This window comes from Nonomuraea sp. NPDC050556, from assembly GCF_044457355.1.
In the GTDB taxonomy this organism is placed as follows: Bacteria; Actinomycetota; Actinomycetes; order Streptosporangiales; family Streptosporangiaceae; genus Nonomuraea.
In genome coordinates this window covers 709,580-725,618 of sequence record NZ_JBITGU010000004.1, presented here as the reverse complement: position 1 = coordinate 725,618, position 16,039 = coordinate 709,580, and the positions used below count along the sequence as shown (strand labels likewise).

Below are 16,039 nucleotides of genomic sequence, written 5' to 3'. Positions count from 1 at the left end.
GTGGCACCCTAGCTGCCATGGGATTCACCGGCTTCCCCGACGAGGCCTTCGTCTTCTACGAGGGTCTCGAGGCTGACAACTCGAAGACTTACTGGACGCGCCACAAGCACCTCTACGACGACGCGGTCAAAGCGCCCATGCAGGCGCTGACCGAGGAGCTCGCGGGGGAGTTCGGGGCCGCCCAGCTCTTCCGTCCCTACCGGGACGTGCGCTTCGCCAAGGACAAGTCGCCGTACAAGAACCACCAGGGCGCCTTCGTCGACCTGATGCCGGGCATCGGGCTGTATGTGGAGCTCAGCGCCGAGGGGCTCTACGCGGCGGGCGGCTTCTACACGCAGGCGACCGACCAGGTGGCGCGTTACCGCGCTGCGGTGGACGAGGACCTGTCGGGCAAGCCGCTGGAGAAGCTGGTGGACGGGCTCGCCGCCGCCGGCTATGCGGTCCAGGGGGAGAAGCTCAAGACGAAGCCGCGCGGGTTCCAGGAGGATCATCCGCGTATCGAGCTGCTGCGGCACAAGTCGCTGTACGCGGGGCGGCGCTTCGAGCCCGAGCCGTGGGTGCACACGCCTGAGGCGCTGGTCAGGGTGCGTGACTGCTGGCGCGACTTCGGGCCGCTGATCGAGTGGATCTGCACCCATGTGCGGGCGAGCGAACTCCCGAACCGCAGGTAATCTGAACCTTGCGGTTCAGGGCCCCTACGGGGCGATCACTGGTCGCCCCTTCGGGGCGGAGTGATGGTTTGCCTTGCGGGCTTGGGGTCCCGGGGGCGTCTCCAGGGGGCGTGGGTCTGGGGTTGTGGGGTGGCTGCTTGGGCGGTGGTTGCCGCTGCCGTGGGCCTAAAGAAGGGATGGGTTTGCGGCGGGAACGGCGGGTGCTGGCGGGGATTGTCGCGCTCGGGGTGGTTGTCTATTCGTGGTTGTCGTTTATTCGGCTTACCAACTACATGGCCAGTGCTTATGATCTGGTGATTTTTGATCAGGCTGTGCGGTCCTACTCCGAGTTCAAGCTGCCCATCGCGATCGTCAAAGGGGTGCACAACGGGTTCGGGCCTGGCTTTTCCGTTCTTGGGGATCACTGGTCGCCTATCCTTGCGACCCTTGCGCCGCTGTACTGGATCTATGACGGGCCGCAGACGCTGCTGCTCGCTCAGGCTGTGCTGTTTGCCTCTGCTGCCATTCCGCTCTGGGTGTTCACCAAGCGGGCGCTCGGGGTTGGGGTCGCGCATCTCGTCGCGCTTTCCTATGTGATCTCCTGGCCGGTTGTTGAGGCTGTGGCGTTTGATTTTCATGAGGCTGCCTTTGTGCCTCTGCTCACTGCCGTCATGCTCGAGCGTTGGCAGGCTGGTAAGAGGCTGGGCGTTGTGCTTGCCGCCCTGGGGCTGCTGTGTGTCAAGGAGGACATGGGGCTGCTGCTGGCTGGGTTCGGGGTGTTCCTGCTGACCCAGCGGTCCTGGCGGTGGATGGGCGGGGGGTTCGTTGCCCTCGGGCTGGGCTTTACATGGTTCGCTTCGCAGGTGCTCATTCCGCACTTCGGTGGGCGGGCTGACTACTACTGGGCCTACGGGGCACTGGGGGCCAATCCTTCCGGGGTTGTGCACACGGCGCTCACCGATCCGCTGGCGGTTGTCGCGCAGCTGGGCACGCCGCCGGTCAAGTTGCTGACCTTGGGGCTACTGCTTGCGTTGACGTTGGGGGCGGCGTTGTTCTCGCCGCTCATGCTCATGGCGGTGCCGTTGCTGGCGGAGCGGATGCTGGCCAGTGCGTTCGCCAACTGGTGGGTGCCTGACTTCCACTACAACGCCTTCATCGTCGTCGTGCTGTTCGCCGCCGGGGTGGACGGGGTGCGGCGGAGGAAGTTTCCCGCGCGTAAGTGGGCGGTCGGGGTGTTGGTGGTCGCGGTCGGTTGCGTGCCGTTCTTCTTCATGGCCCGGCTGTACAACACCACGTCGTACCACCTGGACGCGCGGGAGGTGGCGGCCTCCGAGGCGGTCGAGCTGGTGCCCGACGGGGTGACCGTCGAGGCGGTCAACAACCTGGCGCCCGCGCTGACCTCGCGCGACACCGTGCTGCTGTGGGATCGCACGCCGCGGTGGGCGCCGTGGGTGGTGGCCGACGTCGGGCACGAGACGTTCCCGTTCACCGGGCTGGCCGAGCAGCGCGAACGGGTGGCCTACCTGCTCGACCACGGTTACACGACGGTGTTCTCCAGCGAGGGATACGTGGTCCTGAAAGCTAGCGGTTCGCGCTGACCGAGGTGTCGCCCTTGAGCACCCGGTCGACGGTCTTGCCGGCGGCCGACGTCGCGGCCGTGGTGCCCGCGGCGATGACGACGGCCAGCAGCGGGGTGGCGAGGCTGCGCACGCTGCGGACGTTGCGCACCCGGCCCCACGGCTCGCCGGCCAGGTGCATGAGCCGCCACTCCCAGTAGAGGCCGAGCCCCACGCAGACCAGCGCCACCTGCCCGGTGACGATCGCCACCACCACCATCTTGTCCAGCCCGCTGAGGTCCGGGTCCACCAGCGCGGCGACGTACGCCGACAGCTCGGTGACCAGCACAGCGGCCATCAGGTACAGCGCCTTGGTCATCGGCTGCGTGCCGCGGATGCGCGGGTAGTAGAAGCCGAACAGGAACCCGTAGGCGGCCAGCGTGAACAGGTAGCGGGAGTTGTACACGACCGTGAACAGGTCCTTGCCCTCGGGCAGGCCGTACACGAAGGCGAACGGCAGGCTCAGCAGCAGGCTGATCACGAACGCGTGGAAGCCGTTGTGCCAGGGCGAACACGCCCCGGCCGTCGCGAACGCCGTCTCCGGGTGGTGGGCGCCGTCGGCCTCCAGGTCCTGCGCGATCGCGGAACGCTGCCGGTCGAAGTCCTCCAGGCTCAGCTCCCCGGTGGCCAGCCTGGTCCTGCTGACGCGGTAGAGCTCCTGCTCCGAGCTGCGCAGCAGCCTGCGGTGCAGCGCGCTCCTGACCAGGTCGCGGTGCTCCTCGGGCGTGGCAGGCTCGACGTGCGCCGCATGCTGTCCCGCCAGTAACCACAGCGCCGTCGCCCACGCCACGACCGAGGTCACCGCCAGCGACGGCAGCGGCACCTGCAGCCCGAACAGCGGCTCCTCGTGGCCCGAGGTGAGGTAGAAGACCATGAGCAGCGCGATCGCGGTGAACTGCACCTCCGGGCTGGTCAGCGCGGTGATCGAGGAGCCGAGCCGCCTGAGCCGCAGGACGAGCAGGATGAAGGCCACCAGCAGCAGGCCGAGCGCGCCGCGCACCACCGGATCGAGCGCGACGTCGCCGATCGTCAGCGGCACGGAGGGGACGATGTCGCTCTGCAGGCTCCACGACCCCGCGTCCAGCCAGTCGGTGGGCCACCCCTGCACCACCAGGGCGAGCGCCACGGCGGCGACGATCGCGACGCGCGACCACGCCCTGGTCGTCACCGCGATGCCGGCGATCGGGATCAGCGCCCAGATCAGCGCCATGACCAGCGTCACGCTGTCCGGCGGGTAGACGCCGGCCATCAGCGCCCTGGTCCACAGCGCGATCGCCAGGCAGCCGATCGCCGCGCCGGCCGACAGGGCGGCCAGCCGTACGACCACGATCCTGACGCCCAGGTCGGCGCTGAACGCCACGGCGGAGCCCGCGGCGGAGACGGCGGCCAGCGCGCTAGACGCGAGCAGGGTGTTCTGCTCGACCTGACCGTGCCGCAGCGACCAGAGCAGCATGCCTGAGGCGATGAGCGCGCCGAGCCCGATGACGACGAGCGCGTCGTTGGTGGTCCAGGGCGGGCGCGCGGACACGACCTTTCCCGCATGCCGTACGGCCAGCGCGGGCAACGCGCCGAAGATGATCACGAAGCCGACGTGCTCCCAGCTCCCGGTGAACCGGGCCACGAGCACGGCCGCCAGGGAGAGGGCCACGCCGAGGGCGAGGTCGCGGTTGGGCTGGCGACGCCACCACGCTGCGCCGAGCGCACGGGCCAGGTAGATCACCAGGACGACACCGGTGAGCAGGCCGAGCGCGGGCTCCCAGAGAAAGCGGACCGTTTCCTCCCGGTCGGGGATGCCGTAGGCGCCGTACGCGAGCGTGGCCTTCACACGGTAGGTGCCCACGTCGAAGGTCAGTTCCTTGGCATTTTCCACGTCCGCCTGAAGGCTCTCCGTCGCGGTGATCCGCCACTCGCCCGGCGTCAGGGTGATCGTGCGCTGGTCGGCCAGGATCTCGCCGGTCGGCGCCTCGAAGATGATCTCTGGCTGCGCCTCGACGGGGAACTGGCGCAGCAACACGACGGTGAACGTGGCCGTCGTCCAGTCACCCGTCGTGATGAGCTGCGGCGTGAAGCGGGTGGTGGGCGCGAGCACGACGCCGTTGATCTTGATCGCGCCGAACTCGGAGTCGATGAACGCCCGCAGGCCGTCGCTGTACTTGCGTGGGGCGAAGCCGTTGCGGATCAGCTGTGCGATGGGGTCGTCGGACGACATCCTCACCTTGTGCGTGACGGTGATCTTCGGCTGCTTCTGCCGTTCGTCGATCCTGCCCTGGGGGATCCTGCGCAGCTCGGCCGCCGAGGCCTGGTCGAACGTGATGCTGGTGGTCACCGTACGCTGCTCGGGAACCTCCGAGCCCGCCTGTAGCGCCTTGAGGAGGTCGGAGATGTCCATCTCGACGGCAGGGGAGACGGCGGGGGCCGAGCTCACCGGGCGGGTCGACAGGGTGCACCAGACGATCGACCCTGCCGAGACGGCGGCCAGCAGATACGCGATGACCAACCGGAACATCCCCACACGTGCATGATCCGCTCAGCGGGAGAAACGTTCCACCGCATGCGGTAACGGTGTGGTTACATCAAGGAAATCGGCGCGCCGATTCCCGGATTACGCAGGGCGTCCATGAAGCACGAAGGCCTGCCCGCGACGGGAGAGCGTCGTGGACAGGCCTTCGATCGGTTCGCTAGTTGGTGCGCTTGGCCCGCGCTGTGGTGCGGGCGCGGGTGGCGCCGTCGAGCACGACCTTGCGGATGCGCACCGTCTCCGGCGTGATCTCCACGCACTCGTCCTCGCGGATGAACTCCAGCGCCTGCTCCAGCGAGAGCTGGCGCGGCGGGATCAGCGTCTCGGTCACATCGGCCGTGGAGGAGCGCATGTTGGTGAGCTTCTTCTCCTTGGTGATGTTGACGTCCATGTCGTCCGACCTGGAGTTCTCACCGACGATCATGCCCTCGTAGACCTCGGTGGTCGGCGAGACGAACAGCGTGCCGCGCTCCTGCAGGTTCGTCATCGCGAACGCGGTGACGGGGCCCGAGCGGTCGGCGACCAGCGAGCCGTTGTTGCGGGTGCGCAGCTCGCCGAACCACGGCTCGTACGCCTCGAACACGTGGTGCACCAGGCCGGTGCCGCGCGTCTCGGTCAGGAACTCCGTACGGAAACCGATCAGGCCACGGGCCGGGACCACGAACTCCATGCGGATCCAGCCGGTGCCGTGGTTGGTCATGTGCTCCATACGCCCCTTGCGTACGGCCAGCAGCTGCGTGACCGCGCCGAGGTATTCCTCGGGGCAGTCGACCGTCAGGCGCTCGACCGGCTCGTGCAGCTTGCCGTCGATCTCCTTGGTGACGACCTGCGGCTTGCCGACGGTCAGCTCGTAGCCCTCGCGGCGCATCTGCTCGACCAGGATGGCCAGCGCCAGCTCGCCACGGCCCTGCACCTCCCACGCGTCGGGACGCTCGGTCGGCAGGATGCGGAGCGAGACGTTGCCGACCAGCTCCTTCTCCAGGCGGTCCTTGACCATGCGGGCGGTGACCTTGGAACCCTTGACCTTGCCCACGAGCGGCGAGGTGTTGGTGCCGATCGTCATGGAGATCGCGGGCTCGTCGACCGTGATCAGCGGCAGCGGGCGCGGGTCCTCGGGGTCGGCCAGCGTCTCGCCGATCATGATCTCGGGGATGCCCGCGATCGCGATGATGTCGCCGGGACCGGCCTCCTCGGCGGGCTTGCGCTCGAGGGCGTCCGTCATGAGCAGCTCGGTGATCTTGACGCGCTGGATCGTGCCGTCGGTGCGGCACCAGGCGACCTGCTGGCCCTTCTTGATCGTGCCCTGGTGGATGCGGCAAAGCGCGATCCTGCCCAGGTAGCTCGACGCGTCCAGGTTGGTGACGTGCGCCTGGAACGGGGCCGACGGGTCGTAGGTCGGGGCAGGGATGGTCGACTTGATGATGTCGAACAGCGGCTCGAGGTCCTCGGAGTCGGGCATGCCGCCGTCCTCGGGACGGTTCAGCGACGCCCGGCCGGCCTTGGCGCTGGCGTAGACGATCGGGAAGTCGATCTGCTCCTCGGTCGCGTCGAGGTCCATGAACAGTTCGTAAACTTCGTCCACGACCTCCTTGATGCGCGCGTCGGGGCGGTCGACCTTGTTGATGCACAGGATGACCGGCATCTTGGCGGCGAACGCCTTGCGCAGCACGAACCGGGTCTGCGGCAGCGGGCCCTCCGACGCGTCGACCAGCAGCACAACGCCGTCGACCATCGACAGACCGCGCTCCACCTCGCCGCCGAAGTCGGCGTGGCCGGGCGTGTCAATGATGTTCAGGGTCATGTCCCCGTGTTTGACCGCGGTGTTCTTGGCGAGAATGGTGATGCCCTTCTCGCGCTCGAGGTCGTTGGAGTCCATGACGCGATCGTCGACGTCCTGGTTGGCGCGGAACGCCCCGGACTGCCAGAGCATGGCGTCAACCAGCGTGGTCTTGCCGTGGTCGACGTGCGCGATGATCGCGATGTTCCGCAGGTCGTCGCGGCTGTTCAAAGGCATGATGGAGTCTCGCTCTGTGATCGTGGGGGCGGACCGCGGAACCTGCGGCACCTCCATTTTAGTTGATAACGCCAATCGCTCCGACGGGGTCCTCCATGGAAGACTCTCTGGAGTGACCCAGCACGCCGAATACGTTCATGATTTATGCGAGAAGGGCCATTTTTCCTGGGCCCATTCCTACGTCGACCGCCTGATCGCCGACCGGCCGGACGACCCGGAGCCCGCCGCACTCAAGGCGGAGATCCAGGCAGCCCAGGCCGAGCAGGGCACCCGAGCTCCGCGTTCGCGATCGTGGCCGTTCGGCGCCCTGACGAACGTCGGTGTCGCGCTGATAGCCCTGGCAACAGTACGCCTGGCGGACTGGGCGCTGTTCGGCAGGCCCTCTTTCCCCTCGGTCCAAGTCGGCGTCGGTGCGCTCGCGGCGGTCTGCCTCCTCTGGTCCCTGATCAGGAAGAGACGGCGCTCGCAGACGATGTAACGGCGGGACGTGGGACGGCCGCGTTCCAATGGGAGAAGGACGGTCACGCACGGCGGCTGGTGGCTGTCCGCTGGCGGTAGCCGTACGGCCAAAGGTTGTTGGGTTTTAGCAAGACTTCAAAGGGCCTTGCGGGGATCTTCGTGGGGGACGAGACTCCGGGTGATCGAGCTTCGAGCCTCGGGAAGAGGATGGCCCACAACCTCCCTATTGAGCCCAACCGCTTCATCGGCAGGGAACGGGACCTGGCCGAGATCAGCGGTCTGCTCGCGCGCCACCGCGTCGTGAGCCTCTGCGGGGTGGGCGGCATCGGCAAGACGCGGTTCGGCCTCCGCGTCGCCGGCCACGTGATCGAGAACTTCCCCGACGGCGTCTGGGTGGTCGAGCTGGCCCGCATCACCAGGGGCGATCTCGTCGTCCACGAGGTCGCCGGCGTGATCCAGGCGCTGGAGGAGGGCAACAGGCCCGTCCTCGACACGATCATCGGCCGCATCGGCTCCCAGCGCATCCTGCTCCTGCTCGACAACTGCGAGCACGTCATCGAGGCCTGCGCCGAGCTCATCGACGCCCTCGTCGCCGGCTGCCCCCAGCTGCGGGTCCTGGCCACCAGCCGCGAACCGCTGCGCATCGCGGGCGAGCTGGTCTGGCGGGTCCCGCCGCTCGACCTGCCTGAGCCGGGCTCAACGGAACGCAGCAGCGAGGCCGTCCAGCTCTTCCTCGACCGCGCCTACGCCGTCGGCTCCCGCTTCGAGCTCACCGACGACAACACCCGCGCCATCGGCGACCTGTGCCGCGCCCTCGACGGCATGCCCCTGGCCCTGGAGCTCGCCGCCGCCCGCACGAGCGTGCTGTCGCCCGAGCAGATCGCCGAACGCATCAGCGACCGGTTCAAGCTCCTGACCGGCGGCGAGCGTACGGCTCCCGCCAGGCACCGCACGCTGCTGGCCACGGTCGAGTGGAGCCACTCGCTGCTCCTGGAGAAGGAACGGGTACTGCTGCGCCGCCTGGCCGTGTTCGCCGGCGAGTTCGACCTGGAGTACGTCGAGCGCGTCTGCGCCGACGCCGCGCTCCCGGCGTACGAGACCCTCGACCTGCTGGCCGGGCTGGTCGACAAGTCGCTGGTGCAGTGCGACCAGCACGGCGAGGCCCGCTACCGGCTGCTGGAGACCATCGGTCACTTCGCGCTCGAACGGCTGCGCCACGCGGGCGAGGAGCGCGAGTTCCGCGACCGCCACCTGCGGGTGACCCGCGACAGGGCGCGCGACGACTTCTGGGTCGACATGCTGAAGGCCCTCCCGGAAGCGGCCAGGCTGACCGCGTTCAGGAAGGTGGCCGACCGCAACGCCGACCACCGCGCCGCGCTGTCCTGGGCGGTCGAGACGGGCCAGGCGGAGCTGGGCCTGGAGACGGCCTGCTTCCTGTACCCCATCTGGGCGGTGCGCGGCACGTGGCTGGAGAACAGGAGCTGGTACGAGCGCATGCTCGCCCTCGACCTGACCGGCGTGCCACAGGAGCTGGTCGGCGAGGCGTGGTCGCGCCAGGCCGACATGGCCTTCGGCCAGGACGACCTGGCCATCGCCGAGGAGTCCGCGTTGCGCGGCCTGGAGATGATGCGCACCAAGCCCGGCTACCGCTTCTCGCTGGGCCTGACGCTCAACAACGTCGCCATGATCTATCTGCGCACCGGCCGCCCGGAACCCGCACAGCTCCACGCGCAGGAGGCGCTCGACGGCGCCACCAAGGCGGGCGACCTGTGGAACATCGGCATGGCGCACAACGGCCTGACCCTCATCACCGGCCTGATGGGCAGGTTGCGCGAGGCGCAGCGGCACGCGGAGGAGGCGCTGACCGCGTTCCGCGAGGCCGACCAGACCTGGGGCATCGGCAGGGCGCTGACCAGCCTGGGCGTGCTGTGCAGGATCCGCGGCGACCTCGACACCGCCAGGACGCACCTGGAGGCCAGCCTGCCGTACCTCGAGTCCCTGGACGCCAAGCCCGAGATCGCCCGCGCCCTGTCCGAGCTCGGCCGGGTCGCCACCCAGCAGGGTGACCTGGAACGAGCCAGGGAACGCCTGGTGCAGAGCGCCGAGCTGAGCAGGAAGATCGGCCAGCGCCGCGGCATGACCCGCGGCCTCGCCGCCCTGGCCTCGCTGGCCGAGGCGCGCGGCGACCTGGACGGGGCTGTCCTGCTGTGCGGGGCGGTGGCCGCGCTGCGCGAGGCGATCGGGCAGAAGTCGTCGGTGGCCAAGGCGGAGGAGATCCTCAGCAAGGCGCGCGCCGCGCTCGGCGACGCCAGGACCGGCCTGCTCTACGCGCACGGCCGCGCGATGTCCGCCGACCAGGCGCTCGACCTGGCCAAGACGGGCGCGGCGATCGAGTCGCCGGTGAGCTCGCCGACCGACCCGGTGGCCATCCAGGCCGCCTCCGTGCTCACCGACCGGGAGCGCGAGGTGGTCGGGCTGCTGGTGAAGGGGATGTCCAACAGGCGCATCGCGGACGAGCTGGTGATCAGCCCGGCGACGGTCGCCAGGCACGTCGCCAACATCCTGCTGAAACTCGGTTTCTCCTCCCGCACGCAGGTCGCTGCCTGGGCTTTGGAGCACCGCATCGTGAATGGCTAGGCGCCTGCACATTCGTGTGCATGTGTGTATGTGGCCCTGTTCCTAGGTTGGAACCATGGCTACCTGGACCGATGTGGTGCTGGGGGACGCCGGGCGCCGCGGCGGCCGTCCAGCTGTGACCGACGTAAGGACAGGCGAGGTCCTCGCCTATGACATGTTGATGAAGAAGCTCGGCCGTGCCGCTGCCGGGCTGCGGGATCGGGGGCTCACCCCAGGCGATCCCGTCCTTGTCCACCTTCCGCCCGGCCAGCACTACCCGCTGGCCGTGCACGCGGCAGCGGCCGCCGGTGGGCTGGTGGTGCCGATCGAGGCCGACATGGACCTCGAGTTGTTCTACGAGCGGCTGTCGCACAGCAGGGCGCGCATGCTGATCACCAACGACGACCTCGCCCGCTGGTCGACCTCGGCCGTGGGTGACTCCAGGATCAGGCAGATCTTCACGTTCGGCGAGGTGCCGGGCGCCACGCCGTTCGCCGACCTGGACGGGCCGCCGCGCGAGACCCCCGGCGGGCCCGCGGTGACCTTCGACGGGTTCAACGTGCTCGATCATGACGAGGTCGTGCGGGAGTTGCGCAGGATGGCGGCGGAGATCAGAGTGAGAGAGCGGGACATCGTGCTCGTGGCGGCGACGGAGGCGCGCGAGCAGGCGGGGATGTTCGACCTGGCGCTGATGGCGGGAGCTCATGTGATCGCAGCCCCGGGGGCGACTCTGGGCGAGTGCCGCGAGCTCATCCGCGAGCATCGCGTCACCATCGTGGCCGCGCCGACGCGCCTGGCGCCGGTCCTGGGCGGCGAGCACGTCAGACCGACCATGTATGGCAGGACCCTGGATCTCGTCCTCCGAACAGGTATATGAATATGTAAAAAGAAGCCAAAGAGTAGTCCTCTCGCGACTCAGGGTGAACGGATGCCGCACAACCTTCCCGCAGAACCCAATCGCTTCATCGGCCGCGCCCGCGACATCGACGAGCTGCGCGGCCTGTTCGACGAGGACAGGATCGTCACCCTGGCCGGCGTCGGCGGCATAGGCAAGACCCGCCTGGCCACGCGGGTGGCCGCCGAGTCCGTGCCCGACTTCGCCGGCGGCGTCTGGCTGGTCGAGCTGGCCAGGATCAACCGCCCCGACCTGATCGCGCAGGAGATCGCCGCCACGCTGGGCGTGCGCGAGGACGGCGGCCGCCCGCTCATGGACAGCGTGGTCGTACGGCTGCGCGGCGCCAGGACGCTCCTCGTCATCGACAACTGCGAGCACCTGATCGAGGCGTGCGCCGACGTCGTGGGCAGCCTCGCCGCCTCGTGCCCCGAGCTCAGGTTCCTGGTCACCAGCAGGGAGCCCCTGCACATCAGGGGCGAGCTGCTGTGGCGGGTCCCGCCGCTGGGCGCGGCGACGGAGGCGGTGCAGCTGTTCGTGGACCGGGCGCAGGCGGCCGGTTCCAGGCTCGACCCGGTGGGTGAGACGATGGCCGACGTGGCCGAGCTGTGCCGGGCGCTCGACGGCCTGCCGCTCGCCATCGAGCTGGCCGCCGCGCGCACCACCGTGCTGAGCCCGCGCCAGATCATCGACCGCCTCGGCGACCGGTTCAGGCTGCTCACCACCGGCGACAGGGACGCCCCCGACCGCCAGCGCACGCTGCTGGCGACCGTGGAGTGGAGCCACTCGATGCTCTCCGAGCGCGAGCGGGTGCTGCTGCGGCGGCTGTCGGTGTTCGCCGGGCCGTTCGACCTGGCGCTGGCGGAGGAGGTGTGCGCGGACAGGTTCCTGCCCGAGTACGAGGTCCTCGACCTGCTCGGCGGCCTGGTCGACAAGTCTCTGGTGCTGTCGGAGGGCAACCCGTCGCGCTACCGGCTGCTGGAGACCATCAAGGAGTACGCGGCGGAGCGCCTCCGCTCGGAGGCGGAGGACAGGCGGCTGCGCGACCGCCACCTGCTGGTGCTGACGGAGCGCGCGGTGAGCGACTTCGAGGCGGGCATGGCCGCGCCCAAGGCGACGTGGCAGCAGCGCCGCGCGGCTCTGCACCGCTCGCTCGGGCTGCTCGACGACCACCGCGCGGCGCTCGACTGGGCGATCGAGTCCGGCCAGGCGGAGTCAGGCATGCGGCTGTGCTGCCACGCGGGGGCGTTCTGGGTGGTGAACGGCACGGTGGGCGAGGCCAAGAGGCCGATGGAGAGCCTGCTCGCGCTCGACCCCACCGGCATCGACCCGCTCGACCTGCTGCTGGCGCGGGGTTACTACGGCCAGGTGCTGGCCGAGGGCGACCAGGTGAACGACGCGCTGGAGATCCTTCCCGGCGTGGTCGAGGGGCTGGGCGCCATGCCGTACAACTTCGCGGGCGGCATCGCGCACTCGGCGCTGGTGCTCGCGCTGTTCAGGACGGGCCGGTTCGACGAGGTGAGCCCGCATCTCACCCAGCAGCTCGCGATGTCCAAGGAGAACGACGACCCGCTGAACGAGGCGCTGGCGCTGTTCGGCCTGTCCGCCCTGGCGATGATGACCGGACGGCTGCGCGAGGCGCAGCGCCACGCCGAGCAGGCGCTGGAGGTGACCGAGGCCAGCGGGCACCAGTGGGGCGTGGCGCGGGCGCTGGTGCAGCTCGGCGAGGTGGCGGCCAAGCGCGGCGACCTGGCGGCCGCGCGCGAGCACTACGAGGCGGCCATCCCGGTGCTGCAGGAGATCGACAACCGGATGGACCTGGCCAGGTGCCTCGACAGGATCGGCAAGGCGGCGGCGGCGCAGCGCGAGTTCGGCGTCGCCAGGACCAGGCTGGCCGAGAGCCTGGAGCTCAGCAGGCGCAACGGCCAGCTCAGCGGCATCGCCAGGGCGCTGGGCGGCATGGCGGTGCTGGCCGAGGCCGAGGGCAACCTTGAGGGCGCGGTGCTGGCCGCGGCTGCGGCGACCGCGATCCGCGAGTCGATCGGGCAGCACTTCACCGCTGTCAAGATCGACGAGCTGCTCGCCAGGGCCAGGGTCACGCTCGGCGAGGGGCGCACGGGGTCGCTCTGGGCGCGCGGCGGGCGGATGAGCCCTGAGGAGGTGTCCAGGAACGTCCTCCAGGAGGAGCGCGAGGAGCGGGGGCCCGCCGTCCAGGGCACGTCGGGGTCGCTGCTGACCGCGCGGGAGCAGGAGATCGCCGGTCTGCTCACCAAGGGCCTGTCCAACCGGGCCATCGCCGACGAGCTGGTGATCAGCCCGGCGACGGTCGCGCGGCACATCGCCAACATCATGGACAAGCTCGGCCACACCTCGCGGGCGCAGATCGCGGTGTGGGCCTCCGACCACGGTTTGGGATCTGCATAATCTTCTGCATATTCCGCCCCATGTCCGCCGGTCGGGACGTCTCTACGGTGGCCGTATGGAAGACCGCATCGTGGTGATCGATCCGGGCACCGGCGACACGCTGACCGTGGACCGCATGGACGCCAGGATCGCCGAGACAGCCATCCGGCTGCGCAGGCGCGGACTGCGCCCGCTCGACGAGGTCGTGGTGTGCCTGGAGTCGCATCTCGAACTCGTCGTCGTGGCCGAGGGCGTCATCGCGGCGGGCGGCGTCGTCGTGCTGCTCCCTCCTGGCGAGAAGCTGGCCGTACACGTCTGTGACAGCACGGCCAGGATGATGATCACCGACGTGCCCGAGGCGGTCGAGGTGGCGGAGCGCTCCCATATCCGGCAGGTCCTGCATCCGGCCGAACTCCGCCGTACCGGTTGCGCTGTGGAGTAACCGAAGCGAAACTCAACGTGATGGTGCACAACCTTCCTGCGGAGACCAACACGTTCGTCGGCCGCGAGCGGGACCTGGACGAGGTCTGCGGGCTGTTCGCCGAGACGCGCCTGCTGACCATGTGCGGCTCGGGTGGCATCGGCAAGTCGCGCTTCGCCCTGCGGGTGGCCACCAGACTGGTCCCCCGATATCCCGACGGCGTCAGAATGGTCGCCCTCGCCAAGATCAGCCGCCCCGAGCTGGTCGTCCACGAGTTCGCCGCCGCCCTCGGCCTGCAGGACGAGGGACGGCCGCTGACCGACATGATCCGCGACATGCTGCGCGACAGCCGCATGCTGGTGGTGCTCGACAACTGCGAGCACCTCGTCGACACCGTCGCCACGCTCGTCGACCAGCTCCTGTCGACCTGTCCCGACCTGCGCATCCTGGCCACGAGCAGGGAGCCGCTGAAGATCCCCGGCGAGCTGGTCTGGCGGGTGCCCGCGCTGCAGCTCCCGCCGCGGGGCAGCCGCGACGTGGCGGCCAGCGAGTCCGTGCGGCTGTTCATGGAGCGCGCGCAGGCGGCCGGGTCCCGGCTGTGGCTGACCGCGGAGAACGCGGCCACGGTGGCCGAGCTGTGCCGCGCGCTCGACGGCATCCCGCTGGCGCTGGAGCTGGCGGCAGCGCGCACGAGCGTGTTGTCGCCCGGCCAGATCGCGGCACGGATCAGTGACCGGTTCGTCCTGCTCACCAGCAATGACCGTACGGCTCCCGCCAGGCACCGCACGCTGCTGGCCACCGTCCAGTGGAGCCACGACCTGCTGGAGGAGCGCGAGCGGGTGCTGCTGCGCCGGTTGTCGGTCTTCTCGGGCTCCTTCGACCTCGACCAGGTCGAGGCGATCTGCCCCGACGCGCGGCTGCGCAAGGGCGAGATCCTCGACCTGATGACGAGCCTCATCGACAAGTCGCTGGTCGTGCGCGCGGGCGAGGCCAGATACCGGCTGCTGGAGACGATCAGGTCGTACGCCGACGACCGGCTGGCCGACGCGGGCGAGCGCGCGCAGGTCAGGCACCGCCACCTCGACGTGATGACCGAGATCGCCACCGCCTGGCACTGGGAGGCCATGGGCGCGCCGCGCGTGCCCTGGCAGCGCAGGCGCGAGGTGATCCTGGAGGCCGAGCACCACTACGACTCCCTGCGCGACGCCCTGAGCTGGGCGGTCGAGTGCGGCGCCACCGAGCAGGGCATGCGCGTCGCCACCGCGCTGATGCCCTACTGGGTGGCCAAGGGCATGTGGCAGGAGGGCAGGGGCTGGTACGACAGGGTCCTGGCGCTCGACCTCACCGGCGTGCCGTCCGGCGTGGTGGGCCGCACCTGGACCTCGCACGCCTGCGTCTGCTACGGCCAGGACCTGCCGGGGGAGATGCTCGCCTCGGCGCTGCGCGGGCTGGAGCTGCAGCGGGAGGAGCCGCAGGACTGGCACGTGGGCATGGCCTACAACCAGGTGGCGATCCCGTGCCTGCTGCTCGGCGAGCACGAGCGGGCCCTGCCGTACGCGGAGGAGGCCCTGGCGGTCGGCAGGCGGGTCGGCGACCCGTGGAACGTCGGCATGGCCATGACCGCGCTGTCCACGGCCGCCGCGCTGCGCGGGCAGCTCAAGGAGGCGCAGCGTTGCGCCGAGGAGGCACTGGCCGCCTTCGGCGAGCACGACCACGCGTGGGGCATCGCGGGGGCGGCGAGCAACCTGGCCAGGCTGGCCGAGGCGCGCGGCGACCTGGACGCGGCGGCCGACCACTACCGGGCCTCGCTGGTCAGGCTGCGCGAGATCGAGGCCAAGCCGACTCTCGCGCGCGGGCTGGCCGGGCTCGGCGCGATAGCGGCCAGGCAGCACGACTTCGAGACGGCCAGGTCGAGCCTGGCCGAGAGCCTGCGGCTCAGCAAGGAGACCGGGCAGCAACTGGCCGTGGCCAGAGGGCTGGCCGCCTGGGCGGGGCTGGCGCAGGCTGAGGGGGACCTGGAGCGGGCGGTGCTGCTCACCGGGGCGTCGACGGCGCTGCGCGAGTCCATCGGGCGGCCCCTGCCGCGCGCCCGCGTGGAGAGGCTCCTGGGGGCCGCGCAGGAGAGTCTGGGCAAGACGGCCGTGGCGGGGTTGTGGATGCGGGGGCGGACGCTCAGCACGGCCGGGGCGATCGCGCTGACCGAGGGGGCGCCGGCGCCGAAGCGGTCGGCCGTGCCGTACAAGGAGCCCGAGGACGCCTCGGTGCTGACGGCCAGGGAGCGGGAGATCGTCCAGCTGATCGCCAGGGGGCTGTCCAACAGGGGGATCGCCGAGGAACTGGTGATCAGTCCGGCGACCGCGGCCAGGCACGTGGCCAACATCCTGACCAAGCTCGGCTTCACCTCACGTACGCAGGTGGCCGCCTGGGTGATGGCTCGACATACATAGCCG

At 69.9% G+C, this 16,039-nt stretch carries 10 protein-coding genes; 8 read left to right on the top strand and 2 right to left on the bottom strand.

Translation table 11 applies throughout. The features are described from left to right. Window positions 1–17 precede the first annotated feature (17 nt). Together ACIBG8_RS40390 and ACIBG8_RS40385 are read left to right on the top strand one after the other, a co-directional pair. The gene (locus ACIBG8_RS40390) at window positions 18–671 is read left to right on the top strand and encodes a DUF2461 domain-containing protein (protein ID WP_397348503.1); all 654 of its coding nucleotides are present in this window, start codon (window positions 18–20) and stop codon (window positions 669–671) included. Between the two features lie 176 nt (window positions 672–847). Then, entirely contained in the window at window positions 848–2,248 is a 1,401-nt protein-coding gene (locus ACIBG8_RS40385) for a DUF2079 domain-containing protein (RefSeq protein ID WP_397348502.1), read from the top strand. Here the strand turns inward: ACIBG8_RS40385 and ACIBG8_RS40380 are convergent. Beyond that, window positions 2,232–4,772, bottom strand: coding sequence for a hypothetical protein (locus ACIBG8_RS40380; RefSeq protein WP_397348501.1), 2,541 nt, complete (start codon window positions 4,770–4,772; stop codon window positions 2,232–2,234). The two genes, ACIBG8_RS40385 and ACIBG8_RS40380, sit on opposite strands and share 17 nt — an antisense overlap. A 172-nt stretch (window positions 4,773–4,944) precedes the next feature. Next, window positions 4,945–6,798: a translational GTPase TypA gene (gene typA / locus ACIBG8_RS40375; RefSeq protein WP_397348500.1), complete on the bottom strand. Its 1,854-nt coding sequence runs from the start codon at window positions 6,796–6,798 to the stop codon at window positions 4,945–4,947. A 112-nt stretch (window positions 6,799–6,910) separates the two neighbouring features. Between typA and ACIBG8_RS40370 the strand changes: the two genes are divergently transcribed. The 6 genes from ACIBG8_RS40370 to ACIBG8_RS40345 all read left to right on the top strand — a co-directional run bounded on the left by ACIBG8_RS40370 (window position 6,911) and on the right by ACIBG8_RS40345 (window position 16,036). Beyond that, on the top strand, window positions 6,911–7,276 hold the full coding sequence (locus ACIBG8_RS40370) for a hypothetical protein (protein ID WP_397348499.1): 366 nt from the start codon (window positions 6,911–6,913) through the stop codon (window positions 7,274–7,276). A gap of 188 nt (window positions 7,277–7,464) precedes the next feature. Further along, window positions 7,465–9,894 carry a tetratricopeptide repeat protein gene (locus tag ACIBG8_RS40365; protein WP_397348498.1) on the top strand — a complete coding sequence of 810 codons (2,430 nt, stop codon included), beginning with the start codon at window positions 7,465–7,467 and terminating at the stop codon, window positions 9,892–9,894. A gap of 55 nt (window positions 9,895–9,949) precedes the next feature. Further along, window positions 9,950–10,750: an AMP-binding protein gene (locus ACIBG8_RS40360; protein WP_397348497.1), complete on the top strand. Its 801-nt coding sequence runs from the start codon at window positions 9,950–9,952 to the stop codon at window positions 10,748–10,750. Window positions 10,751–10,801: 51 nt separating this feature from the next. Further along, a complete protein-coding gene (locus ACIBG8_RS40355) occupies window positions 10,802–13,189 on the top strand; it encodes an ATP-binding protein (protein WP_397348496.1) in 2,388 nt (795 codons plus the stop codon). A gap of 55 nt (window positions 13,190–13,244) precedes the next feature. Then, window positions 13,245–13,610 carry an AMP-binding protein gene (locus ACIBG8_RS40350; protein WP_397348495.1) on the top strand — a complete coding sequence of 122 codons (366 nt, stop codon included), beginning with the start codon at window positions 13,245–13,247 and terminating at the stop codon, window positions 13,608–13,610. Between the two features lie 20 nt (window positions 13,611–13,630). Further along, window positions 13,631–16,036 carry an ATP-binding protein gene (locus tag ACIBG8_RS40345; RefSeq protein ID WP_397348494.1) on the top strand — a complete coding sequence of 802 codons (2,406 nt, stop codon included), beginning with the start codon at window positions 13,631–13,633 and terminating at the stop codon, window positions 16,034–16,036. Window positions 16,037–16,039 lie beyond the last annotated feature (3 nt).